15 protein-coding genes are annotated in these 18,284 nt (G+C 62.7%); 9 read left to right on the top strand and 6 right to left on the bottom strand.

Annotated elements, in window-relative coordinates:
• Positions 1 to 150: 150 nt before the first annotated feature.
• Entirely contained in the window at positions 151 to 2,376 is a 2,226-nt protein-coding gene (locus NY023_RS18000) for an NADP-dependent isocitrate dehydrogenase (RefSeq protein ID WP_013973293.1), read from the bottom strand.
• Between the two features lie 427 nt (positions 2,377 to 2,803).
• Here NY023_RS18000 and icd point away from each other — a divergent pair, with 427 nt between their 5' ends.
• Positions 2,804 to 4,060: an NADP-dependent isocitrate dehydrogenase gene (gene icd / locus NY023_RS17995; RefSeq protein WP_013973292.1), complete on the top strand. Its 1,257-nt coding sequence runs from the start codon at positions 2,804 to 2,806 to the stop codon at positions 4,058 to 4,060.
• Between the two features lie 73 nt (positions 4,061 to 4,133).
• On the opposite strand, the gene cspD is transcribed toward icd, so the two are convergent.
• Complete coding sequence (gene cspD / locus NY023_RS17990) at positions 4,134 to 4,394, bottom strand: cold shock domain-containing protein CspD (protein ID WP_013973291.1); 261 nt, start codon at positions 4,392 to 4,394, stop codon at positions 4,134 to 4,136.
• Positions 4,395 to 4,623: 229 nt separating this feature from the next.
• Here cspD and clpS point away from each other — a divergent pair, with 229 nt between their 5' ends.
• Both clpS and clpA read left to right on the top strand, forming a co-directional pair.
• The gene (gene clpS, locus NY023_RS17985) at positions 4,624 to 4,986 is read left to right on the top strand and encodes an ATP-dependent Clp protease adapter ClpS (RefSeq protein WP_013973290.1); all 363 of its coding nucleotides are present in this window, start codon (positions 4,624 to 4,626) and stop codon (positions 4,984 to 4,986) included.
• A 30-nt stretch (positions 4,987 to 5,016) separates the two neighbouring features.
• Positions 5,017 to 7,287 carry an ATP-dependent Clp protease ATP-binding subunit ClpA gene (gene clpA / locus NY023_RS17980; RefSeq protein ID WP_013973289.1) on the top strand — a complete coding sequence of 757 codons (2,271 nt, stop codon included), beginning with the start codon at positions 5,017 to 5,019 and terminating at the stop codon, positions 7,285 to 7,287.
• Positions 7,288 to 7,371: 84 nt separating this feature from the next.
• Here the strand turns inward: clpA and infA are convergent, their stop codons facing one another.
• The 3 genes from infA to aat form a co-directional block, all read right to left on the bottom strand.
• Positions 7,372 to 7,590, bottom strand: coding sequence for a translation initiation factor IF-1 (gene infA / locus NY023_RS17975; protein WP_002553999.1), 219 nt, complete (start codon positions 7,588 to 7,590; stop codon positions 7,372 to 7,374).
• A 102-nt stretch (positions 7,591 to 7,692) separates the two neighbouring features.
• On the bottom strand, positions 7,693 to 8,400 hold the full coding sequence (locus NY023_RS17970; RefSeq protein WP_013973288.1) for an arginyltransferase: 708 nt from the start codon (positions 8,398 to 8,400) through the stop codon (positions 7,693 to 7,695).
• Between the two features lie 55 nt (positions 8,401 to 8,455).
• Positions 8,456 to 9,136 carry a leucyl/phenylalanyl-tRNA--protein transferase gene (gene aat / locus NY023_RS17965; RefSeq protein ID WP_013973287.1) on the bottom strand — a complete coding sequence of 227 codons (681 nt, stop codon included), beginning with the start codon at positions 9,134 to 9,136 and terminating at the stop codon, positions 8,456 to 8,458.
• Between the two features lie 385 nt (positions 9,137 to 9,521).
• On the opposite strand from aat, the gene NY023_RS17960 reads away from it, so the two are divergent.
• The 6 genes from NY023_RS17960 (at position 9,522) to cysG (ending at position 17,181) form a co-directional block, all read left to right on the top strand.
• Complete coding sequence (locus NY023_RS17960; protein WP_372241131.1) at positions 9,522 to 12,071, top strand: DNA translocase FtsK; 2,550 nt, start codon at positions 9,522 to 9,524, stop codon at positions 12,069 to 12,071.
• A 62-nt stretch (positions 12,072 to 12,133) separates the two neighbouring features.
• Entirely contained in the window at positions 12,134 to 12,769 is a 636-nt protein-coding gene (lolA, locus tag NY023_RS17955) for an outer membrane lipoprotein chaperone LolA (RefSeq protein WP_003258873.1), read from the top strand.
• 12 nt (positions 12,770 to 12,781) lie between these two features.
• Positions 12,782 to 14,107 (top strand): replication-associated recombination protein A, encoded by a 1,326-nt coding sequence (locus tag NY023_RS17950; protein WP_013973284.1) that lies wholly within the window; start codon positions 12,782 to 12,784, stop codon positions 14,105 to 14,107.
• Positions 14,104 to 14,478 (top strand): fluoride efflux transporter CrcB, encoded by a 375-nt coding sequence (gene crcB / locus NY023_RS17945; RefSeq protein ID WP_013973283.1) that lies wholly within the window; start codon positions 14,104 to 14,106, stop codon positions 14,476 to 14,478. Before NY023_RS17950 ends, crcB begins: the two co-directional genes overlap by 4 nt.
• Positions 14,479 to 14,508: 30 nt before the next feature.
• A complete protein-coding gene (serS, locus tag NY023_RS17940; RefSeq protein ID WP_003258877.1) occupies positions 14,509 to 15,789 on the top strand; it encodes a serine--tRNA ligase in 1,281 nt (426 codons plus the stop codon).
• On the top strand, positions 15,790 to 17,181 hold the full coding sequence (gene cysG, locus NY023_RS17935; protein ID WP_013973282.1) for a siroheme synthase CysG: 1,392 nt from the start codon (positions 15,790 to 15,792) through the stop codon (positions 17,179 to 17,181).
• Between the two features lie 116 nt (positions 17,182 to 17,297).
• Here the strand turns inward: cysG and NY023_RS17930 are convergent, their stop codons facing one another.
• On the bottom strand, positions 17,298 to 18,257 hold the full coding sequence (locus NY023_RS17930) for a glutathione S-transferase family protein (RefSeq protein WP_013973281.1): 960 nt from the start codon (positions 18,255 to 18,257) through the stop codon (positions 17,298 to 17,300).
• Positions 18,258 to 18,284: the final 27 nt, after the last annotated feature.

Raw genomic sequence — 18,284 nt, 5'->3', positions numbered from 1 at the left:
GTTTACCCGCGAATGCGTCAGTGGATTCGCCATCGCATTCGCGGGTAAACCCGCTCCTAAAGAGTCCGCGCTGGCGGCCAGAAATCGTTTATCCAGAAAGCACAAACCCCGGTGCGTGGCCGGGGTTTGTGCTGTTACTTCAAGCGAACCTTACAGGGCGGCAATGGCGCTGTTCAGGGTCTGGCTTGGGCGCATCACCTTGGCGGTCAGCTCGGCATCCGGAGCGTAGTAGCCACCGATGTCGGCCGGCTTGCCCTGGACGGCGTTGAGCTCGGCGACGATGGTCTCCTCGTTCTCGGTCAGGGTCTTGGCCAGTGGTGCGAAGCGTGCCTGCAGGGCAGCGTCGTCGTTCTGCGCAGCCAGGGCCTGGGCCCAGTACAGGGTCAGGTAGAAGTGGCTGCCGCGGTTGTCGATACCGCCAACTTTGCGCGAAGGCGACTTGTTGGTGTCGAGGAACTTGCCGGTGGCCTGGTCCAGGGTATTGGCCAGCACTTTGGCGCGCGGGTTGTCGTAGGTGTTGCCCAGGTGCTCCAGGGAAGCGGCCAGGGCCAGGAATTCACCCAGCGAGTCCCAGCGCAGGAAGTTCTCTTCCACCAGCTGCTGCACGTGCTTCGGTGCCGAACCGCCGGCGCCGGTTTCGAACAGGCCACCGCCGTTCATCAGTGGCACGATCGACAGCATCTTGGCGCTGGTGCCCAGTTCCATGATCGGGAACAGGTCGGTCAGGTAGTCGCGCAGTACGTTGCCGGTCACCGAGATGGTGTCCTTGCCTTCGCGGATGCGGGCCAGGGAGAACTTGATGGCGTCGACCGGTGCCAGGATGCGGATGTCCAGGCCGGTGGTGTCGTGATCCTTCAGGTACTTCTGCACCTTCTCGATCATCACGCCGTCGTGGGCGCGGGCCGGGTCCAGCCAGAACACTGCAGGGGTGTTGCTCAGGCGGGCACGGTTGACGGCCAGCTTGACCCAGTCCTGGATCGGCGCGTCCTTGACCTGGCACATGCGGAAGATGTCGCCGGCTTCGACGTTCTGCTCGAGAACGACCTGGCCTTTGCTGTCGACCACGCGCACGACACCGTCGGCCTTGATCTGGAAGGTCTTGTCGTGGGAGCCGTATTCTTCGGCCTTCTGTGCCATCAGGCCGACGTTCGGTACGCTGCCCATGGTGGTCGGGTCGAAGGCGCCGTTGGCTTTGCAGTCTTCGATGGTGGCCTGGTAGATGCCGGCGTAGCAGCGGTCCGGGATGATCGCCTTGGCATCCTGCAGTTCGCCAGCGGCGTTCCACATCTTGCCCGAGTCACGGATCATGGCCGGCATCGAGGCGTCGACGATGACGTCGCTCGGCACGTGCAGGTTGGTGATGCCTTTGTCGGAGTTGACCATGGCCAGGGCCGGACGCTGGGCGTACAGGGCCTGGATGTCGGCTTCGATCTCGGCCTGCTTCTCGGCTGGCAGGTCCTTGATGCGGGCATACAGGTCGCCGATGCCGTTGTTGGCGTTGAAGCCAACTTCAGCCAGGGCGGCGGCATGCTTGGCCAGCACGTCGTTGTAGAACTCTTCGACGATGACGCCGAACATGATCGGGTCGGAGACCTTCATCATGGTGGCTTTCAGGTGTACCGACAGCAGCACGCCGGAAGCCTTGGCATCGGCGATCTGCTCGGCGATGAAGGCTTTCAGGGCCTTGCGGCTCATGGTGGCGCAGTCGATGACTTCGGCAGCTTTTACCGCAGTCTTTTCTTTCAGTACGGTGGTGTTGCCGTCTTTGCCGACCAGCTCGATGCGCAGGCTGTCGTCAGCTTCGATCAGTGCGGCTTTCTCGCTGCCGTAGAAGTCGCCCTGGGTCATGTGGGCAACGTGCGACTTGGAGTCGGCAGCCCAGGCGCCCATCTTGTGCGGGTGCTTGCGGGCGTAGTTCTTGACCGACAGCGGCGCGCGGCGGTCGGAGTTGCCTTCGCGCAGGACCGGGTTCACGGCGGAACCTTTGATGCGGTCGTAGCGGGCGCGGGATTCTTTCTCTTCCGCGGTGGCCGGCTCGTCGGCGTAGTCAGGGATGTTGAAGCCCTTGCCTTGCAGTTCCTTGATCGCGGCTTTCAGCTGCGGTACCGAGGCGCTGATGTTCGGCAGCTTGATGATGTTGGCTTCCGGGGTGGTAGCCAGCTGGCCCAGTTCCGCCAGGTGATCGCCTACTTGCTTCTCTGCGCCCAGTTGCTCCGGGAAGGCGGCGAGGATGCGGCCAGCCAGGGAGATGTCGCGGGTTTCGACGGCGATGTCAGCCGAAGCGGTGAAGGCTTCGATGATTGGCAGCAGCGAGTAAGTGGCGAGGGCGGGGGCTTCGTCGGTGAAGGTATAGATGATCTTGGAACGGGTGGGCATGCGGGTTAACTCTCTGTGTGCTGAGCGTGCTCGAGTCTCGTGGTGCGCAGGGTAGGCGCATCGCCCTGGCAGCGCCATGAGCGGAAAGTCGAGAGGCTGCGAGCGGTGATGGTGGATGCATCAGTCGAGCGTCAAGTGCTGAGCTGCGGTAACAACCCAGGCTTTATGGCCAGGCTTTGTGTCCATTCATGGCCAAGGGCGGTCCGCATTTTTCCAAGGGATCGCCCCGATGACCCTTCGGTCGCGGCGGAGTATACCAAACCATTCGGGCTAATCAGCAAGGCCAAGTGATATCGGCCCATTTATAAGACCAAAGACTAAGCGGCAATGTGGCGGGTTGTCGCATGCCTTGCAGGTCGGCAGATGTGGTTTAGGCTCAGTGGATCGCATGATGTCCAATCACACCCGACAGCGGAGTAGTGCAAGCATGGGATACCAGAAAATCAAGGTTCCGACCGACGGCACCAAGATCACCGTCAATGCCGACCATTCGCTCAACGTTCCTGACAACCCGATCATTCCCTATATCGAGGGCGACGGGATTGGCGTCGATGTCTCGCCGGTAATGATCAAGGTGGTCGACGCCGCCGTGCAGAAGGCCTACGGCGGCAAACGCAAGATCGCCTGGATGGAGGTGTACGCCGGCGAAAAAGCCACCCAGGTGTACGACCAGGACACCTGGTTGCCGCAGGAAACCCTCGATGCCGTGCGTGATTACGTGGTGTCGATCAAGGGGCCGCTGACCACGCCGGTGGGCGGGGGTATCCGGTCGCTCAACGTGGCCTTGCGCCAGCAACTGGACCTGTACGTGTGCCTGCGCCCGGTGCTGTGGTTCCAGGGCGTGCCCAGCCCGGTGAAGAAGCCAGGTGATGTGGACATGGTGATCTTCCGCGAGAACTCCGAGGATATCTATGCCGGCATCGAGTGGAAGGCCGGCTCGCCAGAGGCGAACAAGGTGATCAAGTTCCTCAAGGAGGAAATGGGCGTTACCAAGATCCGCTTCGACCAGGACTGCGGCATTGGCGTCAAGCCGGTGTCTCGCGAGGGCACCAAGCGCTTGGTGCGCAAGGCCCTGCAGTACGTGGTGGATAACGACCGCGAGTCGCTGACCCTGGTGCACAAGGGCAACATCATGAAGTTCACCGAGGGTGCCTTCAAGGACTGGGGTTATGAAGTGGCGCGCGACGAGTTCGGGGCCGAGTTGCTCGATGGTGGCCCGTGGATGAAGTTCAAGAACCCCAAGAGTGGGCGCGAGGTCATCGTCAAGGACGCCATCGCCGACGCCATGCTGCAGCAGATCCTGCTGCGCCCGGCCGAGTACGACGTGATCGCCACCCTCAACCTCAACGGTGACTACCTGTCCGACGCCCTGGCGGCGGAAGTGGGTGGTATCGGCATTGCGCCGGGTGCCAACCTGTCCGACACCGTGGCCATGTTCGAGGCCACCCACGGCACCGCGCCCAAGTATGCCGGGCAGGACAAGGTCAACCCGGGTTCGGTGATCCTGTCGGCGGAGATGATGCTGCGGCACATGGGCTGGACCGAGGCGGCAGACCTGATCATCAAGGGTACCAACGGCGCGATTGCCGCCAAGACCGTGACGTATGACTTCGAGCGCCTGATGGACGGCGCCACACTGGTGAGCAGTTCAGGCTTTGGCGATGAAATGATCAAGCATATGTAGGGCAATGGAAAACCGGCCGCTTCCATTAAAGAAGCGGCCGGCTTGTTCGTATACCGGCAGGCGGCTCAGCAGATCAGGCGTCGGCAGTGCTGCCGGCTGGCCGTGCGCTGGTCGGCGCAGGCGCGGCAGTGGAAGCGCTGCAGATCTTGACTGCGTGCAGGCCTTTGGGGCCTTGGATAATCTCGAAACTCACGGCCTGGCCGGCCTTGAGCGTCTTGTATCCGTCCATCTGGATGGCTGAGTAATGAGCGAACAAGTCTTCATCCTTGCCCTCTTCATTGATGAATCCGTAGCCCTTGGCATTGTTGAACCACTTGACTTTACCGCTTGCCATCCCTATGTCCCTCTGCAAAGGACTCCATCACTGGAGTATCATCCACTCATCCGCATACGAACCATGCGAAAAATCTGGTTGACTGCGCGGATCTTTATCGACCACGGTGGGTTCTTATTGGTTGTAACACCGTTTTGCCGATAGTCAAGGTCGCCCGGCGCCTGCGCTGGCCGTGCCCTTCGCAGTCAACCCACAACCTTAACCTGTCGCTCATGATGAAATTCTTTCCATGCATGCACCTAGTGAGATTCGACTAACATTCAATCAGGATCGCCCGCAATCGAATGAGGACGACGGCTCAGGTCTTGCAGTTCAGGAAGCCAAGCCGATCCTGCAGGCGCCACCTATGTACAAGGTGGTTTTGTTCAACGATGACTACACGCCGATGGATTTCGTCGTCGAAGTGCTCGAGACGTTCTTCAATCTGAACCGCGAGCTGGCGACCAAGATCATGCTGACCGTCCATACCGAAGGGCGGGCAGTGTGCGGATTGTTTACCCGTGACATCGCCGAAACAAAGGCTATGCAGGTCAACCAATACGCCAGGGAAAGCCAGCATCCGCTACTCTGTGAAATCGAGAAGGACGGTTAATCGCCGACCACTTGGGTATGAGGTGAAGCTATGTTAAACCGCGAGCTCGAAGTCACCCTCAATCTTGCCTTCAAGGAGGCCCGTTCGAAGCGTCATGAGTTCATGACCGTCGAACATCTGCTGCTGGCACTCCTTGACAATGAGGCTGCCGCGACCGTTCTGCGCGCCTGTGGCGCCAATCTCGACAAACTCAAGCACGACCTGCAAGAGTTCATCGATTCCACCACGCCCCTGATTCCGGTCAACGACGAAGATCGTGAAACCCAGCCGACCCTGGGCTTCCAGCGTGTACTGCAGCGTGCCGTGTTCCACGTGCAAAGCTCCGGCAAGCGTGAAGTCACTGGCGCCAACGTGCTGGTTGCGATCTTCAGCGAACAGGAAAGCCAGGCCGTGTTCCTGCTCAAGCAGCAGAGCGTGGCCCGTATCGACGTGGTCAACTACATCGCCCATGGCATCTCCAAGGTGCCGGGCCATGGTTCGCATTCCGAAAGCGACCAGGAAATGCAGGACGAAGAGGGCGGCGATACCGCCTCTTCGAGCAACCCGCTGGATGCCTATGCCAGCAACCTGAACGAGCTGGCCCGTGCCGGCCGTATCGACCCGCTGGTAGGTCGCGAGCAGGAAGTGGAGCGCGTGGCGCAAATCCTTGCCCGTCGGCGCAAGAACAACCCGCTGCTGGTGGGTGAGGCAGGTGTGGGCAAGACCGCCATCGCCGAAGGCCTGGCCAAGCGCATCGTCGATGGCCAGGTGCCCGACCTGCTGGCGCAGAGCGTGGTGTATTCCCTCGACCTCGGCGCACTGCTGGCGGGTACCAAATACCGTGGCGATTTCGAGAAGCGCTTCAAGGCGCTGCTCGGCGAGCTGCGCAAGCGCCCGCAGGCGATCCTGTTCATCGATGAAATCCACACCATCATTGGTGCCGGTGCGGCGTCGGGCGGGGTGATGGATGCGTCCAACCTGCTCAAGCCGCTGCTGTCGTCCGGTGAGATCCGTTGCATCGGTTCGACCACCTTCCAGGAATTCCGCGGCATTTTCGAGAAGGACCGTGCCCTGGCACGGCGCTTCCAGAAGGTTGATGTCAGCGAGCCGTCGGTCGAAGACACCGTGGGCATCCTGCGTGGCCTGAAAGGGCGCTTCGAAAGCCACCACAACATCGAGTACAGCGACGAAGCCTTGCGCGCCGCCGCTGAACTGGCCTCGCGCTACATCAATGACCGGCACATGCCGGACAAGGCCATCGACGTGATCGACGAAGCCGGTGCCTACCAGCGCCTGCAGCCGGAGGCCAACCGCGTCAAGCGCATCGACGTGCCGCAGGTCGAAGACATCGTCGCCAAGATTGCGCGCATTCCGCCGAAGCACGTCACCAGTTCCGACAAGGAACTGCTGCGCAACCTCGAGCGTGACCTGAAGTTGACCGTATTTGGTCAGGACCAGGCGATCGATTCGCTGGCCACCGCTATCAAGCTGTCCCGCGCCGGCCTCAAGTCGCCGGACAAGCCTGTCGGTTCGTTCCTGTTCGCCGGCCCGACCGGCGTCGGCAAGACCGAAGCTGCACGGCAGCTGGCCAAGGCGCTGGGGGTTGAGCTGGTGCGCTTCGACATGTCCGAGTATATGGAGCGCCACACCGTGTCGCGCCTGATCGGTGCGCCTCCTGGCTATGTTGGCTTCGATCAGGGTGGTTTGCTGACTGAGGCGATCACCAAGCAACCGCACTGCGTATTGCTGCTCGACGAAATCGAGAAGGCCCACCCGGAAGTCTTCAACCTGCTGCTGCAGGTGATGGACCACGGCACCCTGACCGACAACAACGGGCGCAAGGCCGACTTCCGCAACGTGATCCTGATCATGACCACCAACGCTGGCGCTGAAACCGCCGCGCGGGCCTCGATCGGCTTTACCCATCAGGACCATGCGTCCGATGCCATGGAAGTCATCCGCAAGAGCTTCACGCCGGAGTTCCGCAACCGCCTGGACACCATCATCCAGTTCGGCCGCCTGAGCCACGAGACGATCAAGAGCATCGTCGACAAGTTCCTTATCGAACTGCAGGCGCAGCTGGAAGACAAGCGTGTGTTGCTGGAGGTCAGCGATGATGCGCGCGGTTGGCTGGCGGCCTCGGGCTACGACGTGCAGATGGGTGCGCGGCCGATGGCGCGGCTGATCCAGGACAAGATCAAGCGGCCGCTGGCCGAGGAGATCCTGTTTGGCGAACTGGCCGAGCATGGCGGCGTGGTGCACGTCGACCTGCGCGATGGCGAGCTGGTGTTCGACTTCGAGACCACGGCTGAGGTTGCGTGATAGATGGGGCTGCAAAGCAGCCCCCTACAATCCTGAAGGCACAAAAAAGCCCGGCACATGGCCGGGCTTTTTCATGGCTTGAGCTTAGCGCGCACGGTAGGTGATGCGGCCCTTGCTCAGGTCGTAGGGCGTCAGTTCGACGCGGACCTTGTCGCCAGTGAGAATACGGATGTAGTTCTTGCGCATCTTTCCGGAGATGTGCGCGGTTACGACGTGCCCGTTTTCCAACTCCACGCGGAACATGGTGTTGGGCAGGGTGTCGACGACAGTACCTTCCATTTCGAAGCTGTCTTCTTTCGACATGCAGTAGAGCCCTCGGATCCAGTGTTGGCCCGACGCATAACCGCACCGGGCAAAAAAGTGGCGTGGATTATGCCCGAAAACTGTGTGTCAAGCCAATGCCTTTCAGTTGAGGGTGACCCAGCGCTGGTTTATCAGCAATTCGATAGGTCGATACTGTGTCTTGTAGTTCATTTTCTTGCAGTTCTTGATCCAGTAACCCAGGTAAACCGCTTCCAGGTCCTGGCGCAGGGCTTCGGTAATCTGCCAGAGAATGGCAAAGCGGCCCAGGCTCCGGCGTTCTTCGTCCGGCTCGTAGAAGGTGTACACAGCCGACAGGCCGTTGGGCAGCAGGTCGCACACCGCCACCGCCATCAAGCGGCCTTCCAGGCGGAACTCATAGAACCAGCAGAACGGCAGGTCGCGCACCAGGAAGGTGGAGAACTGATCGCGGCTGGGCGGGTACATGTCACCGTCGGCATGGCGCGTTTCGATATAGCGCCGGTACAGTTCGAAGTACTCTTCCTTGAACGCTGGACGTGCGGCGGTCACGGTCAGGTCGGCGTTGCGCTTGAGGATGCGCCGTTGCTGGCGGTTTGGGATGAAGCGCGCCGCCGGGATGCGTGCCGGCACGCAGGCATTGCAGTTCTGGCAGTGCGGGCGGTACAGGTGGTCGCCACTGCGGCGGAAGCCCATTTCCGACAAATCGGCGTACACGTGCACGTCCATCGGCTGGCTGGGGTCGAGGAACAGCGTGGTTGCCTGTTCGTCGGGCAGGTAGCTGCAGGAGTGGGGTTGAGTGGCATAGAACTTCAACCGCGCCAACTCTGTCATGATCAACCCCCTCGGTGAGACTTTGTTTAAGTGTAAGCCAGCTACGGGAACTCGCCTAGGAAAGCCATGTGGCGCTGTTGGGCTGGTCGAGGTGGCGTGCCAGGTAGTCGGCAAACTCGGCGCGGCTGATGGCGTGGGCTCCCAGGCTGTGCAAATGGTTGGTTGGCATCTGGCAGTCGATGAGGACGAAACCGGCTTGGCGCAGGTGGTTGACCAAAGTCACGAAGCCGACCTTGGAAGCGTTGTCGGCGCGGCTGAACATCGATTCACCGAAGAACAACTGGCCCATGGCCAAGCCATACAGACCACCGACCAGCTCGCCGTCCTGGCGCACCTCCACCGAATGGGCGATGCCGCGTCGGTGCAGCTCGCAGTAGGCGGCACGCATGGTGTCGGTGATCCAGGTGCCGTCGGCGTAGTCACGTGGCGCGGCGCAGGCGGCGATCACCGCGGGGAAGTCTGTGTCGAAGCTGACCTGGTAACGGCCCTGGCGCATCAGCTTGGCCAGCGAGCGCGACACGTGCAGCTGGTCCGGGAGCAGCACCGTGCGCGGGTCGGGTGACCACCAGAGGATCGGCTGGCCGTCCTGATACCACGGGAAGCAGCCATGGCGATAGGCCTGCACCAGGCGCTCGGGGCTCAGGTCGCCGCCGGCAGCGAGCAGGCCGTTGGGGTCATGCAGGGCCTTTTCCAGAGGCGGGAAGGTCAGCGAGTCGCGGGTCAGCCAGGTGAGCATGGTCTATCGTGCGGTGGGGGAGGGGAGAGGGCAGCATGGCGCGGGTGAAAAGCAGGGTCAATCTCTTTGGCTTCTTCGCGGGCGCGCCCGCTCCCACAGGCCATGTGCAGGCTCTGAAGCCTGCGGGGTACCTGTGGGCGCGGGCAAGCTCGCGAAGAGGCCGGCACAGGTGATGAAAATAGGCAATTTCCTACACATTCATGAAGCCGCAGGCACCATCCGCTACATTTGCTGTCACACCTGTGCAAAAACACAGCATAAGCCTTTGTCACAAAAGAAAATGCATGCTCAAATTGCAGCTATATGAAAGTCGCCCCCGGCCAAATCCCCATCTGGCGTGCCGCCATGGCGGCTGGCGGGCAGTAATGTTAAAAGTAGTGGTTCATTGGCCGCACCGTCGGCCGATCACTATTGGACGCGCAGCACGCGCAGGAATAGACGCGTTTTGAAGAAATCCACCGCAACTCCAGCTCCCTTGCCCGTCCCTCTGTGGCGGCAGCAGCTGCATTATCGCCTCAAGGAAGGTGCGTTGATCGCTGTCGGCGCCCTGTGCCTGTACCTGTGGATGGCGCTGCTGACCTACGATACGTCGGACCCGGGCTTCAGCCACACCAGCAACGTCGACCAGGTGCAGAACGCCGCCGGGCGTGCCGGTGCCTACTTCGCCGACATCCTGTTCATGGTGCTGGGGTACTTCGCCTACATCTTCCCGCTGCTGCTGGCGATAAAGACCTGGCAGATCTTCCGCGAACGCCACCAGCCCTGGGACTGGAGCGGCTGGCTGTTCTCCTGGCGGCTGATCGGCCTGGTGTTTCTGGTGCTGTCTGGTGCGGCGCTGGCCCATATCCATTTCCACCCGCCTGCGAGCATGCCGTTCTCCGCCGGTGGTGCATTGGGCGAGAGCCTCGGCGACCTGGCGCGCAACCTGCTGAACGTGCAGGGCAGCACGCTGATGTTCATTGCCCTGTTCCTGTTCGGCCTGACCGTGTTCACCGACCTGTCGTGGTTCAAGGTGATGGACCTGACCGGCAAGATCACCCTCGACCTGTTCGAGCTGGTGCAGGGCGCCGCCAACCGTTGGTGGGAAGCGCGCAACGAGCGCAAGCGCCTGGAGGCGCAGCTGCGTGAGGATGAACCGGTGGTCAAGGCCGCGCCAATGACCGCCGACAAGCGCGAACCGGCCAAGCCGGCGCTGCGCGAGCGCATTTTCAAGCGTGAAGAAGCACCTGCCCAGCCGGTCGAACCACGTGAGCCAACCCTGTCGCGCGAGCCTGTGGTGCCACGCGAGTCGCCGGCACCTCGTGAGCCGGTAATCTCTCGCGAACCACCTGCCGCGGCCCCGATGATCGTGCCGCCGACACCCGCCAGGGCGCCGGAGCCGAGCAAGCGGGTGATGAAGGAGAAGCAGGCGCCGCTGTTCGTCGACAGCGCGGTGGAAGGCACCTTGCCGTCGATCTCCATCCTCGACCCGGCCGAACAGAAGAAGATCGAGTACTCGCCGGAATCCCTGGCCGGTGTCGGCCAGCTGCTGGAAATCAAACTCAAGGAATTCGGCGTGGAAGTGGCGGTGGACTCGATCCACCCGGGCCCGGTGATTACCCGTTACGAAATCCAGCCGGCCGCCGGTGTGAAGGTCAGCCGTATCGCCAACCTGGCCAAGGACCTGGCGCGTTCGCTGGCAGTGACCAGTGTGCGTGTGGTCGAGGTCATCCCCGGCAAGACCACCGTGGGTATCGAGATCCCCAACGAGAACCGGCAGATGGTGCGTTTCTCCGAAGTGCTGGCCACGCCGCAGTACGACGAGCAGAAATCGCCGGTCACCCTGGCCCTGGGCCACGACATCGGCGGCAAGCCGGTGATCACCGACCTGGCCAAGATGCCGCACCTGTTGGTGGCCGGTACTACCGGTTCCGGTAAGTCGGTGGGTGTGAACGCGATGATCCTGTCGATCCTGTTCAAGTCCAGCCCGGAAGACGCGCGGCTGATCATGATCGACCCGAAAATGCTCGAACTGTCGATCTACGAGGGCATCCCGCACCTGCTGTGCCCGGTGGTCACCGACATGAAGGACGCCGCCAACGCCTTGCGCTGGAGCGTGGCCGAGATGGAGCGGCGCTACAAGCTGATGGCGGCCATGGGCGTGCGTAACCTGGCCGGCTTCAACCGCAAGATCAAGGACGCCCAGGAAGCCGGCGAGATCATCCATGACCCGCTGTACCGCCGCGAGAGCATGGACGACGAGCCGCCTGCGCTGAAAACCCTGCCGACCATCGTGGTGGTGGTCGACGAATTCGCCGACATGATGATGATCGTCGGCAAGAAGGTCGAAGAGCTGATCGCCCGTATTGCCCAGAAGGCGCGGGCCGCCGGTATCCATCTGATCCTCGCTACCCAGCGCCCGTCGGTGGACGTGATTACCGGCCTGATCAAGGCCAACATCCCGACCCGCATGGCATTCCAGGTATCGAGCAAGATCGACTCGCGGACCATCATCGACCAGGGTGGTGCCGAGCAGTTGCTGGGCCACGGTGACATGCTGTACATGCCGCCGGGCACTAGCCTGCCGATTCGTGTGCACGGCGCGTTCGTCTCCGACGACGAGGTGCACCGCGTCGTCGAAGCGTGGAAGCTGCGCGGCGCTCCGGACTACAACGACGACATCCTCAACGGTGTCGAGGAGGCCGGCAGCGGCTTCGAAGGCGGCGGCGGTGGTGGCGATGGCGAAGATTCGGAAAGCGACGCCCTGTATGATGAGGCCGTGCAGTTCGTGCTGGAAAGCCGCCGCGCGTCCATCTCGGCCGTGCAGCGCAAACTGAAGATCGGCTACAACCGCGCCGCCCGCATGATCGAAGCCATGGAAATGGCCGGCGTGGTCACCCCCATGAACAGCAACGGCTCGCGGGAAGTGATCGCCCCGGGCGGCCCGCGCGACTGACGAACACCTTGCCGGGCGCCAACGGTGGCGCCCGGCCTTTTCAATGCTCGATGAGGACTCCCATGCGCGCGATTCGCATGCTGTTGGTTTCTGCCCTGGCCGCGGCTTCTGTGTCGGCCACCGTATCGGCTTTTGCCGGTGAGCAAGACGTACAACGCCTGACCCAATTGCTGGAAAAGTCGCAGACCATCGAGGCCAACTTTTCCCAGCTGACCCTGGACGCCGGCGGCACCAGCCTGCAGGAAACCTCCGGCAAGATGACCGTCAAGCGCCCGGGCCTGTTCTACTGGCACACCGATGCGCCGCAGGAGCAGGTGGTGGTATCCGACGGCAAGAACGTCACCCTGTGGGACCCGGACCTGGAACAGGCGACCATCAAGAAGCTCGACCAGCGCTTGAACCAGACCCCGGCGCTGCTGCTGTCCGGTGACGTGTCGAAGATCAGCCAGAGCTTCGACATCAGCTCGAAGGAGCAGGGCGAAGTGATGGACTTCACCCTCAAGCCGAAGACCAAGGACACCCTGTTCGACTCGCTGCGCGTGTCGTTCCGCAAGGGCCTGATCAACGACATGCAACTGATCGACAGCGTCGGCCAGCGCACCAACATCCTGTTCAATGGCGTGAAAGCCAACCAGGCGGTGCCGGACAGCAAGTTCAAGTTCGACATCCCCAAAGGCGCGGACGTCATCAAGGAGTAACCAGAGCTCGCCATGGACCTGTTTCGAAGCGAACCCGTCGCCCAGCCCCTGGCCGCTCGTCTGCGCCCGTCCAACCTGGACGAGTACGTCGGCCAGGAGCACCTGCTGGCGCGCGGCAAACCGCTGCGCGAAGCGCTGGAGCAGGGTGCGCTGCACTCGATGATCTTCTGGGGGCCGCCGGGGGTGGGCAAGACCACCCTCGCGCGGCTGCTGGCGCAGTTCTGCGATGCGCACTTCGAAACGGTGTCGGCGGTATTGGCCGGGGTGAAGGAGATTCGCCAGGCGGTCGAGGTGGCCAAGCAGCAGGCTGGCCAGTACGGCCGCCGAACCATCCTGTTCGTCGACGAAGTGCACCGCTTCAACAAGTCGCAGCAGGATGCCTTCCTGCCCTATGTGGAAGACGGCACCCTGCTGTTCATTGGCGCCACCACCGAAAACCCGTCGTTCGAGCTGAACAACGCACTGCTGTCGCGGGCGCGGGTGTATGTGCTCAAGAGCCTGGACGAGGCGGCGCTGCGCAAGCTGGTCAACCGCGCGTTGACGGAAGAGCGCGGCCTGGGCAAGCGCAACCTGCGGGTTGGCGATGACGCCTTCAAGATGCTGATGGCCGCCGCCGACGGCGATGGCCGGCGCATGCTCAACTTCCTGGAAAACGCCTCGGACCTGGCTGAAGACGGCAGCGAGATCGATGTCGAGATGTTGCAGAGCCTGCTCGGCGACAGCCGCCGCCGCTTCGACAAGGGTGGCGAGGCGTTCTACGACCAGATTTCCGCGCTGCACAAGTCAGTGCGTGGCTCCAACCCCGATGGCGCCCTGTACTGGTTCGCGCGCATGCTCGATGGCGGCTGCGATCCGCTGTACATTGCCCGCCGCGTGGTGCGCATGGCCAGCGAAGACATCGGCAACGCCGACCCGCGCGCGCTCAGCCTGTGCCTGGCGGCCTGGGATGTGCAAGAGCGCCTGGGCAGCCCCGAGGGCGAACTGGCGGTGGCCCAGGCCATCACCTACCTTGCCTGTGCGCCGAAGAGCAACGCGGTGTACATGGGCTTCAAGACCGCCCTGCGCGAGGCTGCCGAGCATGGCTCGCTGGAAGTGCCGTTGCACCTGCGCAACGCCCCGACCAAGCTGATGAAGCAACTGGGCTACGGCGACGAGTACCGCTATGCCCACGATGAACCCGACGCCTATGCCGCCGGCGAAGACTACTTCCCCGAGGAACTCGAGCCGCGCCAGTACTACCAGCCGGTGCCCCGTGGCCTGGAACTGAAGATTGGCGAGAAGCTGCGCCACCTTGCCGACCTTGACCGCAACAGCCCCCGCCAACGGAGAAAGCCGTGATTGCACTGATTGCCGCCGTCAGCGCTGGCGGTATTGCCGGTACCTTGTTGCGCTTTGCCACCACCAACTGGGTGTCTGCCTACTGGCCACGGCACTTCTATCTCGGTACGCTGGCGGTCAACCTGGTTGGCTGCCTGCTGATCGGCCTGCTTTATGGTCTGTTCTTGCACAAGCCGATCGTGCCGGTCGAGCTGCGCGCCGGGCTGATCGTCGGCTTCCTCGGCGGCCTGACGACTTTTTCCTCCTTTTCGCTGGATACCGTACGCCTGCTGGAAAGCGGGCAAGTGCCCCTGGCTTTGGGCTATACCGGTATCAGCGTGGTGGGCGGGCTGCTCGCGACCTGGGCCGGCCTGTCCCTGACCCGATTCTGAACCAACACCTACACATAACGAGAGAACGATATGCTCGATTCCAAACTGTTACGCGGCCAACTTCAGGAAGTGGCAGATCGCCTGGCCTCCCGTGGCTTCAGCCTGGATGTCGCGCGCATCGAATCACTGGAAGAGCGCCGCAAGGCGGTGCAGACCCGCACCGAGCAGCTGCAGGCCGAGCGTAACGCCCGTTCCAAGTCCATCGGCCAGGCCAAGGCCAAGGGCGAAGATATTGCGCCGCTGATGGCTGACGTCGAGCGCATGGCCAACGAACTGGCTGCCGGCAAGACCGAACTGGACGGCATCCAGGCCGAACTGGATGGCATCCTGCTGACCATCCCCAACCTGCCGGACGCCAGCGTACCGGTTGGTGCCAGCGAAGACGACAACGTCGAAGTGCGCCGTTGGGGTACGCCGAAGGCTTTCGACTTCGAAATCAAGGACCATGTCGCCCTCGGCGAAGTCAGCGGTGGCCTGGACTTCGAAGCTGCCGCCAAGCTGTCTGGCGCGCGTTTTGCCGTGCTGCGTGGTCCAGTTGCCCGCCTGCACCGCGCCCTGGCGCAGTTCATGATCAACCTGCACACCGGCGAGCACGGTTACGAGGAGCACTACACCCCATACCTGGTCCAGGCCCCGGCCCTGCAGGGTACCGGCCAGCTGCCGAAGTTCGAGGAAGACCTGTTCAAGATCAGCCGCGAAGGCGAGGCCGACTTCTACCTGATCCCGACTGCCGAAGTGTCGCTGACCAACCTGGTGGCCGGTGAAATCCTCGATGCCAAGCAGCTGCCACTGAAGCTGGTTGCCCACACCCCGTGCTTCCGCAGCGAAGCCGGTGCTTCCGGCCGTGACACCCGCGGCATGATCCGCCAGCACCAGTTCGACAAGGTCGAGATGGTACAGGTGGTCGAGCCGTCCAAGTCGATGGAAGCCCTGGAAGGCCTGACTGCCAACGCCGAGCGCGTGCTGCAGCTGCTGGAGCTGCCGTACCGCGTGCTGGCCCTGTGCACCGGCGACATGGGCTTTGGCGCGGTGAAGACCTACGACCTGGAAGTGTGGGTACCAAGCCAGGACAAGTACCGCGAAATCAGCTCGTGCTCCAACTGCGGCGATTTCCAGGCGCGCCGCATGCAGGCCCGCTGGCGCAACCCGGAAACCGGCAAGCCAGAGCTGGTGCATACCCTCAACGGCTCCGGCCTGGCCGTAGGCCGTACCTTGGTTGCCGTACTGGAAAACTACCAGCAGGCCGACGGTTCCATCCGTGTGCCGGAAGTGCTGAAGCCTTACATGGGCGGCGTCGAGGTCATCCGCTAAATGGATTACCTGCCGCTGTTCCACAAGCTGCAGGGCGGCCGCGTGCTGGTCGTTGGCGGCGGTGAGATCGCCTTGCGCAAAGCGCGCCTGCTGGCCGACGCTGGCGCCGCGCTGCGCGTGGTTGCACCGGATGTCGACGGCCAGTTGGCCGCGCTGGCCCGGGAAGGTGGCGGCGAGGTGCTGGTGCGCGGCTATCAGGCAGCCGACCTGGTCGGTTGCCGGCTGGTGATTGCGGCCACCGACGACCCTGGGCTCAATGCCCAGGTGTCGGCGGATGCGCAGGCCCTCAGCCTGCCGGTCAACGTGGTGGATGCGCCGGCCCTGTGCACGGTGATCTTCCCGGCGATCGTCGACCGTTCGCCGTTGGTGGTTGCGGTGTCCAGTGGCGGTGATGCTCCGGTGCTGGCGCGTTTGATTCGCGCCAAGCTGGAGGCCTGGATCCCGTCCGCCTACGGCGAACTGGCCGGCCTGGCCGCACGCTTCCGCGACAAGGTCAAGGCCTTGTACCCGGACGTTAACCAGCGCCGAGGCTTCTGGGAAACCGTGTTCCAAGGGCCGATTGCCGAGCGTCAGCTGGCCGGGCAGGGCGCCGAGGCCGAGCGCCTGCTGCAGGCGATGGTCGACGGTGCACCGGTGCAGCAGGGCGGTGAGGTGTACCTGGTGGGGGCTGGCCCGGGCGATCCGGACTTGCTGACCTTCCGCGCCTTGCGCCTGATGCAGCAGGCCGACGTGGTGCTGTACGACCGCCTGGTGGCACCGGCGATCATCGAGATGTGCCGCCGCGATGCCGAGCGTATCTACGTGGGCAAGCGTCGCGCCGACCATGCCGTGCCTCAGGACCAGATCAACCGCCTGCTGGTCGACCTGGCCCGGCAGGGCAAGCGTGTGCTGCGCCTGAAGGGCGGCGACCCGTTCATCTTCGGCCGGGGCGGCGAAGAGATCGAAGAGCTGGCCGAGCACGGCATCCCGTTCCAGGTGGTGCCGGGCATTACCGCAGCCAGCGGTTGTTCCGCCTATGGCGGGATTCCGCTGACTCACCGCGACTATGCCCAATCGGTGCGTTTCGTGACCGGGCACCTGAAGGATGGCACCAGCAATCTGCCGTGGCATGACCTGGTAGCGCCGGCGCAGACCCTGGTGTTCTACATGGGCTTGGTGGGGTTGCCGACCATCTGTGCCGAGCTGATTCGCCATGGCCGCGCGGCCAGTACCCCTGCGGCGCTGGTGCAGCAGGGGACTACGCGTAATCAGCGGGTGTTCACCGGCACCCTGGCGGACTTGCCGGACCTGGTGGCGCAGCATGAAGTGCATGCGCCGACCCTGGTGATTGTCGGGGAAGTGGTGCAGTTGCGTGACAAGCTGGCCTGGTTCGAAGGCTCGCAGAACAGCTGAAATCGTTGGGGCCGCTTTACGGCCCATCGCGACACAAGGCCGCTCTTACAGGAGACAGCGATACCCTGTAGGAGCGGCCTTGTGTCGCGATGGGCTGCAAAGCAGCCCCTGCAATCTCAAGCCTGCCAAATCCCCTTGCCTGCCAACCGCTCCCGATCATGCGGCAGATTGAAGTCCTGCAGTGGCCCCTTGGGCACGATCCCGTTCGGGTTGATGGTCTTGTGGCTCATGTAGTAGTGCTTCTGGATATGCTCCATGTCCACTGTGCCCGCCACCCCCGGCCACTGGTACAGCTCACGCAGCCAGTTCGACAGGTTGTGATAGTCGCTCAGGCGGCGCAGGTTGCACTTGAAGTGCCCGTGGTACACCGCATCGAAGCGCACCAGGGTGGTGAACAGGCGCACATCGGCCTCGGTCAGGTATTCCCCGGCCAGGTAGCGGTTGCGGCTCAGCAAGTCTTCCAGGTAGTCCAGTTCGTTGAACACTTCGTCAAACGCAGCCTCGTAGGCTTCCTGCGTAGTGGCAAAGCCTGCGCGATACACGCCGTTGTTCACCGCCGGGTAGATGCGCTCGTTCAGCGCCTCGATGGTCGGGCGCAGTGGCTCTGGGTACAGGTCCAGTGTATTGCCGGTCAGTTCATTGAACGCGCTGTTGAAGATGCGGATGATCTCCGACGACTCGTTGTTGACGATGCGTTTCTCTTTCTTGTCCCACAGCACCGGTACAGTCACGCGGCCAGTGTAGTGCGGGTCATCCTGGGTGTAGCGCTGGTGCAGGTACTGCAGCGCGTCGAGGTGGTCGCCGCTGGAACCTTGCTGCTGGTCGAAAGTCCAGCCATGGTCCTGCATCAGCCAGCTGACCACCGACACGTCGATTAGTGGCTCCAGGCCCTTGAGGGCACGGAAGATCAGGGTGCGGTGCGCCCAGGGGCAGGCTAGCGAGACGTACAGGTGGTAACGGCCAGCTTCGGGAGCGGGCAGCTGATTGCGGCGTTGGGCGTTTTCGCGTTTGAACGTGCCGTCCTTGCCGTTCTCATACCACTGGTCATGCCAGCGGCCGTCGATCAAAAGGCCCATGGTGAGCTCCTCGGAACAAAGTTGTTT

It is taken from the genome of Pseudomonas sp. NBB (assembly GCF_032701105.1).
Taxonomy (GTDB): domain Bacteria; phylum Pseudomonadota; class Gammaproteobacteria; order Pseudomonadales; family Pseudomonadaceae; genus Aquipseudomonas; species Aquipseudomonas asiatica.
Note: the sequence above shows the minus strand (reverse complement) of the source record. Positions and strands in the feature narration are given on the sequence as shown.